Origin of the sequence: Limnobacter sp. (assembly GCF_964228395.1) — a bacterium.
Classification (GTDB): Bacteria; Pseudomonadota; Gammaproteobacteria; order Burkholderiales; family Burkholderiaceae_B; genus Limnobacter.
The window spans coordinates 1-10362 of record NZ_CAXQZX010000127.1 but is presented as its reverse complement, the minus strand read 5'-3'; the positions used below and the strand labels follow the sequence as shown (position 1 = coordinate 10362).

Below are 10362 nucleotides of genomic sequence, written 5' to 3'. Positions count from 1 at the left end.
GGGTGGCCGCCTGCAAAATGCTGACCAGCAAACCCACAATGAGCGCCACGGCCAGCAGGGGTCCAGACACGATGAGCATCACCTCCAAGGCGGTTTGGCCCAGGTTCAGTACGGTTTGGCTGTTCATGGCGGGTTCTCCGTCAACAATCAGTTAGGTTTCAAAGCTGGCCACCAAGGAGCCCACCAGCAGGGTCCACCCGTCGACCAACACAAAGAGCATGATCTTGAAGGGCAGTGAAATCAACATGGGCGAGAGCATCATCATGCCCATGGACATCAGCACGCTCGACACAATCAGATCGATCACCAAAAATGGCAAAAAAATCATGAAGCCAATTTGGAAAGCGGTTTTTAATTCGCTGGTGACAAAGGCGGGGATTAATACCTTGAGCGGCACATCTTCGGGGTTTTGTACGTTTTCTACCTTGCCAAGCCGCATAAACAGGGCCAGATCGGGCTCGCGGGTTTGTTTCAGCATGAAGTCCTTCATGGGCACGCTGGCGCGCTCGGTCATTTCTTCAAATGGGATTTCATTGGCCGCAAAAGGCTGGTAGGCCTCGGTGTACACCCGGTCAAACACTGGCGACATCACAAAAAAAGTAAGAAAAAGGCTCAGGCCGATGATGACCTGGTTGGGCGGGGAGTTTTGTGTGCCCAGGGCCATGCGCAGCAGGGACATCACGATCACAATGCGGGTAAAGCCCGTCATCATCAAGATGAGGGCAGGCAAAAAACTTAAAAACGTAAAAAACAGCAGTGTTTGACTGGGCACGCTGTAGTTGGTGCTGCCGTTGGGGCCGGGGGTGGCGGTTACGCCGGGCAGCACTTGCTGGGCTTGGGCTTCGGGCACAGCACCCAGCAGCAAAACCAGCAGGGCAGTGCCGAGCACAGCGGTGCTTGCGAGGAGTTTTCTCATGATGGGGTGTGGCCTGTTGTGTTGCCTGTCGTTTTGCCTGCCTTAACGCGCTCAAGCATTTTTGCGAAACTGGCCGCCGGGTTCTGTGGGTTGTCCAATTCGATGCTGCCCGCTGGCATGCTGTGCAAGGTGTTGATGCTGTGTGCGGTCATGCCAAGCACCAGCCAGGTGTCGCCCACTTCAACCAGGGCAACTTTTTCCCTGGGCCCCAGGGCCGACATGGCCAGCACCTTGTAAAACCCACCACGACGTTGATTGTGGCCCACGCCCATGCGTTTTAGCGCCCAAGCCAACACCAGCAACAGGCCAAGCACAAACAGCAATCCTAGGGTGGTTTGAAGCAGATGCCCAGTCATTGGCGAACCCGTGCTGCCAGCAGCGGCTTGCTCTTGCGCCCAAAGGGCGCTTGGCAGCAGGGCTGCACAATAGGGCAACACATGAAAAAGGCGCCCGGGCCTTGATGTGCCCTTGCGCCTTGTTGTTTGATTTCCCACCGTGGTGATGTCTTGTTGTTGTTTGGTCATGCCTTGTTGAGTTCAAGGGGTTATCGATTCAGTTTCCTGAGTCGTTCGGATGGAGTGATGATATCAGTCAAACGAATACCAAACTTGTCGTTGACCACCACCACCTCGCCCTGTGCAATCAGGTAACCGTTCACCAGCACATCCATGGGCTCACCGGCCAGGCCGTCCAGTTCAATCACCGAGCCTTGGGCCAGTTGAAGTATATGCTTGATGGGTATCTTGGTCCGACCCAGTTCAACAGTCAACTGCACTGGAATGTCCAGAATCATGTCGATGTCGTTCTGGGTGTTGGACGCCACACTGCCAGCAAACGGCTGAAACAGGCCAGCGGCAGGTTTGGCGTCTGCCGCTTGAGCAAACAGCGCGTCGGCACTGCCACCGCTGGAGCCGCCGCTTGAACTGGCCTGCTCGGCCAATGCTGCGGCCCAATCGTCGCTGGCGTCGCTCATCACTTCATCTTGTTGGTTCGACATGGTGTGTTCCTTTGTTCCAAGCGTTTACATTTTGGCCTTGGCAGGCGCATTGTTTTCGTGTTGATGTTCTTTGTGAAGCAGGGCCTCCAAGTTGAGCCCCTCGCCAATACCATCCTGGTTGTTCACGGCCAGCACTTCTTCCACCTTCAAGGCGTATTGGCCAGCGCTGGTGCCGTAGCTGCAGCTAAAAATGGGCACATTGTCCACACTGGCTTCCACGCGTTTGCCAATTTCAATGGGGATCACGTCGCCCACGCGCAGTTCCATGATGTCGGCAATCGTGAGTGATGCGTCGGCCAGGTTGGCCACCAGGTCCACCTCAGCCATTTGCACTTGCTTCTTCAGCATGCTCACCCAACGTTTGTCGGGCTCGGCCTGGTCGCCCTGCATGCTGGAGTACAGCAAATCGCGAATGGGTTCCATGGTCGAGTAGGGGATACAAACATGGAATGAGCCACCGCCTGCACCCAGCTCAATCGAAAACGAGGTGGTCACCACAATTTCGCCCGGTGTGGCAATGTTGGCAAATTGGGTGTGCATCTCGGAACGAAGATATTCGGGCTTCAGGGGAAACACGGGGGCCCATGCTTTTACAAATTCTTCGCGCACCACATCCAGCATTCTGGCAATGATGCGCTGCTCGGTTTGAGTAAAATCGCGACCCTCCACCCGAGTGTGGAAACGCCCGTCACCACCAAACAGGTTGTCGATCACGGCAAACACCAGGCTGGGGTCAAAAATAAACAAGGCGTTGCCACGCAGTGGCTTCATGGCCATGATGTTCAGGTTGGTGGGCACCACCAAGTTGCGAATGAATTCGTTGTACTTCAATACCTTCACCGGGCCCACGGAGATTTCCGGGCTGCGGCGCATGAAGTTGAACAGGCCAATTCGAATTAAGCGGGCAAAGCGCTCATTGATGATTTCCAGCGTGGGCATGCGCCCGCGCACAATGCGTTCTTGGGTGGCCAGGTTGTAAGGACGCACGCCTTCCTGAGACTCCAAAAGCTCCTTGGTCTCTTCTTCTCCATTGACACCCCTGAGCAGGGCATCGACTTCATCTTGGGAAAGAAATTCTCCGGGCATGGTGTTGCTGCGTCCTTACTGAATCACAAAGCTTGAAAAATGCACGTCCCGAATACCGCGTGTGGGGTCTTTGGGGTCGCCAAACACCGTGACGCGGGCCAGGTCCACCAGTTCATCCATCAGACGTTGCTTGCCTTCAATGGAGGTGAGGTCAGCCACGTTCTTGCCAGAGAGCACCAACAAAATACGGCTGCGAATCACGGGGGTGTAGGTTTTGATTTCTTCAAGCGCCTGGGGGGTGGTCACTTCATAGGTGATGCCAATTTGCAGGTAGCGTGTGTTGTCAGGCTCGGCCAAATTCACCACAAATTGGTCAAGCACGGCAAAGCTTGGCGGTGTGGAGGGCTTAACCGGGGCGGCCTCTTCAACCGCTGATGGGTCAGCCTTGGGGGCAAGCACCAAAAAGTAGGCCGCGGCGCCACCGCCCACCACCAACAGCAGCACGGCTGCCAAAATGATGATGAGCTTTTTGGATCCCTTGGCGGGGGCCTGCTCTTCCGAGCCGCCTGCCGCGGCCGGGGCGGGTGCTACTTTGGCCATGGTTTACTCCCTTGTTCGTTTGCAGTGGGCATGTTGTTCACGATTTATTGTGTACGAATCCCTGTGCTGCAAAGCCCCGAAAAGCTGTGATCTTTTTGGCCTATTCTCACTCCAAAGGGGCGTAGATTCTTACGCGAACAGATCCAGCCGACCTGGGCCGGGATTGGATCGACCCGGTTTGTGTTCTGCCGCATTCGCGGTTTCGCCAGATGCATCCCCCTGGCCCCGTTGGCCCTGAGATTGACCGTGTTGCTGACCATGGGCGGACTGACCTTGCTCCTGGCCCGCAAAAGCCTGCCCTTGAGCATGGCCCTGGCCTGCCAGGCCTGGGTGCTGCAGTTGCACCTGGTTCAGTTGCAGGCCTTGTTGGGCCATCACATCCTTCAGACCGGTCAGGGCTTGCGACAGCAGATTGGCCGAGGCTTCGTCTTGGGTGCGAATAATGAGTTGTAGTTGTTGACCGTTTTGCACCAAGCGCATGTTCATGGGGCCAAACGATTCGGGGTTCACTCGAATGTCCACGGTAGAAAACTGCTTACCGATGGCCCATTGCACGGTGTTGCCCAATTCGCGCGCAAAACCAGGTTGATTGACTGGGGTGCGTATTTGGGTTTGTGCTGTGCCGGGTGTGCCGTTGGTGCTGGTTTGTACGGTTGCTGGCATGCCAAGCCCGGGCGCGGTGGCCGCAGCTCCGCGGTTGGCCAATATTTTTTCTCCGGCTTGCACGCCCGGTATTTCGCCGTTGCCGGTGGCGGCTTTGCCTTGAACCTGGCCCATTTGGCTGGCCACTTGTGCAATGGCGTTTTGAGCATTGGGGTTGGCGGCGGCTTGCGCGGCTGCGTTGCTGTTTGCATCGCTACGAACCACCACGGCCTGCTGGCTGTTTGCGTTACTCAAACCCTCTGGGGCAGTGGCGCGGCCAGGGCGGTTGGTGGCGGGGGTCTCTTTGGGCTCGGCGCTCACCAGGGATTGCTCTGCTGGCACGGCTGTGGCGCTTGGCGCAGCGCCGCTGTTGGCATTCGCATCGTTGGGTACAGATGTGCCTGCAGCCTGTGTTGTGGCAGCGAGCTCCAATGTTTTTGTCAGGGTATTGGTGTTGGCCTGCGCACCGTCTGGGCTGGGCTTCGCCGCTGCAGGCATTGCCGCCTCGGCAGGTTTGGCTTGCGCTGGTGACTGTTCAGCGCTGGCCTTTGAAGCAGCTTGGTCGCTGACAGCCGCTGTCTCGGTTTGTGTTTCTTTGCTTTGCGTAGAGGCTTGTGCGCTGCCATTTTGGCTTTTTTCTGGGGCCTCACTGCTCGCTTTGGGCGCCGTGTTGGGTGCGCTGTTAACGCCGGGTGTGGCTGCATTGGTGGCGGCTGGCAACACATCGGTCTTCACCTTGGGGGCGCTGGCGTTGCTTAACCAATCGCGCTGGGCCCACATCAGGGCCGCATCGGGTGCGGGGGTGCTGGCCTGCGGTTTGTTGTCATCTTGCGGCTTTTCGCTTTTTTGTTTTAAAAAGCTGTCACGCAGGGCGCTGTCTTGCGTGTTCAAAGCGCTTTGGCTGCCCAGTTGACCCAGGGCGCTGCTGAACAGGGCGTCAAACTGCACATTGTTGCCTTGCTCTTTGGATTTTGGCTTGGCATTGCCTGTTTGGGTTTGAACTTTGTTCACATTGTTCATGGCGGAGGCCTGTGTGGTCATGTGGGTTCTCCAGCGGTTTGGGTCCGGTGGATGCGTGCAGCAAATTCGTCGTTCATCTTTTGTTCACGTTTGTTTTGCAGTTTGGTTTGCCGGTTTTTTTCGCGTTCCAGCAAGGCTTCGTATTTGCGCTGCTCAGCCAGTGCAGCCTGCCATTGCCCCTGCTGGTGTTGCAGGGTGCTGTTCAAAAACTCAAGTTCTTGGGTTTGTTGTTCCAGGGCTTGGGTGATTTTTCCCGCAAAGGCCAACTGGTTGCGCAATTGCTCGCCCGTGATGCCCACGCTGGCGCGGCTGTGCATGCTGCCTTGCATGTCGTCTTGGTAGGTCTGCAGCATTTGCTGTTTTTCCTGGCCCTGCAAAATTTGTTGCTGGGTTTTGGCGACCGCCTTCAGACAGTTTTCTGCCTTTTCGCGGGCTTGGTCGATCAAGATGTTTAGCACGTTGCTCATGGGCATCCAAGCGGTTTAGTGTTGATTTTTCTTGAATTCTTCCGGGAACAGGTTCTGAAGACCATTCAAGGCCTCCTCGAAACTGGCGCTCTCTAACATTGACTGCTGCAGCAGCTTTTCAATCTTTGGATAAAGGGCCAAAGAATGGTCCAATTGCGGGTCCGCCCCGGGGGAGTAAGCTCCCACGGTGATGAGGTCGCGGTTGCGTTGCACCCGAGAGAAGGCCGCTTTCAACTGGCGAGCCGCATGCAGGTGCCCCGGTGGCACAATGTTGTGCATGGCCCGGGAGATGGATTGCTCAATGTCGATGGCAGGGTAATGGCCCGATTCGGCCAGGCTGCGCGACAACACAATGTGCCCATCCAGAATGGCGCGCGCTGAGTCGGCAATGGGGTCTTGCTGGTCGTCGCCCTCGGTGAGCACCGTGTAAAAAGCTGTGATGGAACCACCGCCCTTTCGACCATTGCCAGCCCGCTCCACCAAGGTGGGCAGTTTGGCAAACACACTGGGGGGGTAGCCTTTGGTGGCGGGCGGCTCGCCAATGGCCAGGGCGATTTCGCGCTGGGCCATGGCGTAGCGGGTGAGCGAGTCCATGATCATCAGCACGTTGTGCCCCTGATCACGAAAATGCTCGGCCACCACTTGGGTGTAGGCGGCGCCCTGCATGCGAAGCAAAGGGCTGACATCGGCTGGTGCGGCAATGACCACACTGCGCTTTAAGCCTTCTTCACCCAAAATTTGTTCAATGAATTCTTTGACCTCGCGGCCACGTTCGCCGATCAAGCCCACCACCACGCGGTCGGCTTTGGTGTAGCGGGCCATCATGCCCAGCAGCACCGACTTGCCCACACCAGAGCCCGCCATCAGGCCGATTCGCTGGCCTCGCCCCACCGTGAGCAGGGCGTTGATGGCCCGCACACCCACATCAAGGTGTTCAGAAATGGGTTCGCGCTCCAGCGGGTTGATGGGGCGGGCAGCCAAGGGGCAGCGCTTTTCAAAGACCAGATCGCCCAAATTGTCCAAGGGTTTGCCATTGCTGTCGACCACCCGACCCAACAGGCTGTCGCCCACGGGCAAGTGCTTGGTTTTGTCTTCCGGGCGCCGCCATGGGTGGGCCTTCTGGCCGAGCTTGGGAGCAATGGGGGGAGGCTCTTGTGCAATCACTTTGGCCCCGGGGGTCATGCCGTGCACATCGGTGGAAGGCATTAAAAACAGTTTGTCGCCATGAAACCCAACCACCTCAGCTTCCAGGGCAGGGGTGCCTTTTTGCACCACGGTACAAACGCTGCCCACAGGCAGTTTGAGGCCCACTGCTTCCATCACCAGGCCCGCTACACGGGTTAGTTTGCCTGTGGCCACTTGGGTGTGCGTGTGCTCCACCAAAAACTTGCATTCATCCAGCCAGTCCAGTAGGTCGGCCATTACGCATCTCCCTCGTCGGTGTTGAGGTCACCGGGTTGCAGGGGGGTGTTTTTACCCAGAGCTTCGATGGCGCGCAGCCAACGGGTTTGCAGGGTGGCGTCCACCTCACCCTCGGGGTGGTGCAACACAAAGCCGCCTTGAAGTTGCTTGGGGTCTTCCACCATGCGCAGGTTGCCCAGCATTTGGTGGTCGCCAAATTGTTGCTCCAGCACGGCGATGGTGGCCGCGTTGGCCTTCAAGGTGATGGCCTTGCTGTCCAGTTGCATGCTGTCCATGAGTTGCAGAAGAATCAGGCCCGCTTGCTGGCTTTGCACCTCCACGGTGTCGGCCACAATTTTTTTGCTCACCAGCACGGCCAGTTCAAGCAGCTTTTCAGACAAGCTTTCTTTGAAGGCTTCAAATTCTGTTTCCAGGGTTTGAGCGGCTTGCACCAGCAGGGCGCGTTCCTGATGGGCTGCATCCCAGCCCGCTTCGTAGCCGCTTTGTTGGCCTTGCTCGTGGCCGCGTTGCAGGGCCTCGCGTTCGAGTTGCTCAATGTGGGCTTCGCGTTGTTTAAGCGATTGCTCCCAGTCCCACAGGCGCTTTTCTGCCTCGCTCATCGGGGGAGGGGTGTGTTTGATTTGACCGGGCACATGGCCCACCTCAGCGAAGGTTCGCTCCACTGGTGTGTTGTAGCGTGCACCAATCAGGTCGACCGACCAGCTGGGAAGTTCGGCCGCTTGCGGGCCGCGAATGATGCGGTTAGACGAAGGCATCTTCTCCGCCTCCACCCAGCATGATCTGGCCTTCGTCGGCCAGCTTTCTGGCCACTTTCAGAATGTCTTTTTGTGCCGCTTCCACTTCGGACAACCGAACTGGGCCACGGCTTTCCAGATCCTCGCGCAGGCTTTCGGCTGCACGGCTGGACATGTTTTTGAATACTTTCTCGCGGATGGCTTCGTCGGCGCCTTTCAGGGCGATCACCAGCGAATCGCTTTGAACGTCGCGCAAAATGGTTTGAATGCCGCGGTCGTCCACATCGAGCAGGTTGTCGAAGGTGAACATTTCGTCTTGAATGCGTTGCGAAAGTTCGTTGTCGTATTCGCGGATATTGTCCAGCACCGCTTTCTCGGATGTGGCGCCCACAAAGTTAAGAATTTCAGCGGCGGTGCGCACGCCACCCAGGGTGGTTTTCTTCAGCTTGTCGCCCGTGGCCAGCACCTTGGCCAGCACGTCGTTCAGCTCGATCAGTGCATTGGGTTGAATGCCATCAAGCGTTGAGATTCGAAGAATGACATCGCTGCGCAAACGTTCTACAAACAGGTTCAGTATGGCCGCGGCAAAGTCTCGTTCCAGATGCACCAGGATGGTTGCAATAATTTGTGGGTGTTCGTTTTTGATCAGCTCGGCCACCGTGCCCGGGTCCATCCACTTCAGGCCTTCAATGCCCGAGGTGTCGCTGCCTTGCAAAATACGGTCGAGCAAGAAGCCTGCTTTGTCTTCGCCCAGGGCGCGGGTCAGCACGCTTCGAATGTAGGTGTCAGAATCCAGACCCAAAGAGCTTTGGCTTTGCGCCAGGCCAACCACTTCGCCCGCGATTTCTTCAATGCGGTCCACAGGCACGTCTTTGGTTTTTGACATCTGCTGACCCAACTTTTGCACTTCCTTGGGCCCCAGGTATTTGAACACCTCGGCGGCTTCTTCTTCGCCCAGGCTAAGCATCAAGATGGCGCCTTTTTGTAGGCCCAGTTCACTGTCTGCCATGCTGTGTTTCCTTCTTGTTCATGTGCTTGGCTTTACACATTGTTGGGCTCGCCATTGACCCAGTTCTTCACGATGTTGGCCACAATTTGGGGGTGCTCTTTGGCCAGTTGGCGCAGGCGTTCCATTTTTTCCTGGCGGTTGGCGCCCGCCAGGGTGCCCTCGCGCTGCAGTTGTTCAAGCAGGTCGGCGTCGTTGTCGCCCACCGAGGCGGCCAGCAAAGGCGTGCGCTGGCCCGGCAACAGTTCTGGGCCCTCGCTGTAGGCCTCCAGCGTGGCGGGTTTCATCATGGGGCGGAACACACCGAACACCAAAATCGCAGCAATCAGCGCAATACCAATGGGCATGCCCAAAGACTTGGCCAGATCAATGGCGTCTTGCTGTGCCCAAATTGGCATGGGCTCTTCAGTGGTTTTGGTGAACGCTTGGTTGACCACGTGCACGGCATCGCCACGCTGCTCGTCATAGCCGATGGCCTGCTTCACCAGCGTGTCGATCTGGGCCATTTCCTCGGGCGTGAGTGGCGCTTCGCGGGTGGCGCCCTTGTTGTCTGTGATGGTTTTGTTGTTCACCACCACGGCCGCAGACAAACGCTGAACCTTGCCCACTTGCTCTTTGCGGTATTGCACAGATTTGTCCACTTCGTAGTTCACGGTGGAGTCTTTGCGCAAGCTGTTGGTGGTGTTGGGGCCTGCCAGATTGGCGTTGTTCAAGGCTTGTTGTGGGTTTTGCCCAATGGCGGCGGTGGCATCGGTGGGTGGTGTGTTCGACATCACACCGGGCACGCCACTGGGGTTGGTGTTGCTGCCATCGCTGGATTCGCTGATTTGCTGGCTGCGGATGGTGGCTTGGCTGGCATCGCCGTTGGGCTTGTAAATTTCGTCGGTGCGCTCGGCGGTGGAATAGTCCATGTTGGCTGTTACGGTGGCACGCACATTGTTGGCACCAAACACGGGGGTCAAAATATTAATGATGCGGCTGGCTAGGTTGGATTCCACCTGCATGGTGTAGGCCAGCTGCGTGGGGTTCAGCCCGGTTTCAAGCTCGCTTTTGGCGGTCAGCAGGCGGCCCGTTTGGTCAACAATGCTGACGTCTTCAGGCTTCATGCTGGGCAGGCTGGATGCAACCAAATGCACAATGCCGTTGATCTGCGATTCAGACAATGTGCGGCTGCCATGCAAATTCAACACAATGGACGCGCTGGGTGTTTGCTTTTCACGAATAAAAATGGAGGGCTTGGGAATGGCCAGGTGAACGCGTGCGCTTTGCACGGCAGAGATGGACTGGATTGAGCGCACCAGTTCGCCTTCAAGAGCGCGTTGGTAATTCACTTGTTCCTGAAATTGTGTGATGCCCAGCTTTTGGTTGTCCATGGCTTCAAAACCACTGACGCTGCCTTTGGGCAGGCCTTGGCTGGCCAAAGCCAGGCGCGTGTCGTACACCTTGTCGGCTGGCACCATGATGGAGGTGCCGTTGGCGCCGTACTCATAAGGCACTTTGAGTTGGGTGAGCGCCTCCACAATGGCGCCGCC

The 10362-nt window shown here is 57.1% G+C and carries 12 protein-coding genes; all 12 read right to left on the bottom strand.

The genetic code is table 11. From position 1 onward, the window contains the following. Positions 1-127 (bottom strand): flagellar biosynthetic protein FliQ (locus ACEQU8_RS10810; RefSeq protein WP_370263524.1); only part of this gene is annotated, 127 nt, incomplete at its 3' end. 24 nt (positions 128-151) lie between these two features. Next, positions 152-916 (bottom strand): flagellar type III secretion system pore protein FliP, encoded by a 765-nt coding sequence (gene fliP, locus ACEQU8_RS10805; protein WP_370263523.1) that lies wholly within the window; start codon positions 914-916, stop codon positions 152-154. Further along, the gene (fliO, locus tag ACEQU8_RS10800; RefSeq protein WP_370263520.1) at positions 913-1440 is read right to left on the bottom strand and encodes a flagellar biosynthetic protein FliO; all 528 of its coding nucleotides are present in this window, start codon (positions 1438-1440) and stop codon (positions 913-915) included. The genes fliP and fliO overlap by 4 nt, the downstream gene beginning before the upstream one ends. 20 nt (positions 1441-1460) lie before the next feature. Beyond that, positions 1461-1913: a flagellar motor switch protein FliN gene (fliN, locus tag ACEQU8_RS10795; RefSeq protein ID WP_370263519.1), complete on the bottom strand. Its 453-nt coding sequence runs from the start codon at positions 1911-1913 to the stop codon at positions 1461-1463. Between the two features lie 24 nt (positions 1914-1937). Then, positions 1938-2999: a flagellar motor switch protein FliM gene (gene fliM / locus ACEQU8_RS10790; RefSeq protein ID WP_370263517.1), complete on the bottom strand. Its 1062-nt coding sequence runs from the start codon at positions 2997-2999 to the stop codon at positions 1938-1940. A 15-nt stretch (positions 3000-3014) separates the two neighbouring features. Next, positions 3015-3539, bottom strand: coding sequence for a flagellar basal body-associated protein FliL (fliL, locus tag ACEQU8_RS10785; RefSeq protein ID WP_370263516.1), 525 nt, complete (start codon positions 3537-3539; stop codon positions 3015-3017). 129 nt (positions 3540-3668) lie between these two features. Beyond that, complete coding sequence (locus ACEQU8_RS10780; protein WP_370263515.1) at positions 3669-5222, bottom strand: flagellar hook-length control protein FliK; 1554 nt, start codon at positions 5220-5222, stop codon at positions 3669-3671. Continuing rightward, complete coding sequence (gene fliJ, locus ACEQU8_RS10775) at positions 5219-5668, bottom strand: flagellar export protein FliJ (RefSeq protein WP_370263513.1); 450 nt, start codon at positions 5666-5668, stop codon at positions 5219-5221. Before fliJ ends, ACEQU8_RS10780 begins: the two co-directional genes overlap by 4 nt. A gap of 15 nt (positions 5669-5683) precedes the next feature. Beyond that, complete coding sequence (gene fliI, locus ACEQU8_RS10770; RefSeq protein ID WP_370263512.1) at positions 5684-7090, bottom strand: flagellar protein export ATPase FliI; 1407 nt, start codon at positions 7088-7090, stop codon at positions 5684-5686. Then, positions 7090-7845, bottom strand: a complete 756-nt coding sequence (locus tag ACEQU8_RS10765) for a FliH/SctL family protein (protein ID WP_370263510.1) — start codon at positions 7843-7845, stop codon at positions 7090-7092. The genes fliI and ACEQU8_RS10765 overlap by 1 nt, the downstream gene beginning before the upstream one ends. Next, positions 7832-8833, bottom strand: a complete 1002-nt coding sequence (fliG, locus tag ACEQU8_RS10760; protein WP_370263509.1) for a flagellar motor switch protein FliG — start codon at positions 8831-8833, stop codon at positions 7832-7834. Before fliG ends, ACEQU8_RS10765 begins: the two co-directional genes overlap by 14 nt. Positions 8834-8865: 32 nt before the next feature. Beyond that, positions 8866-10362, bottom strand: a 1497-nt coding sequence (gene fliF, locus ACEQU8_RS10755) for a flagellar basal-body MS-ring/collar protein FliF (RefSeq protein WP_370263508.1), incomplete at its 5' end; no start/stop codon positions are given.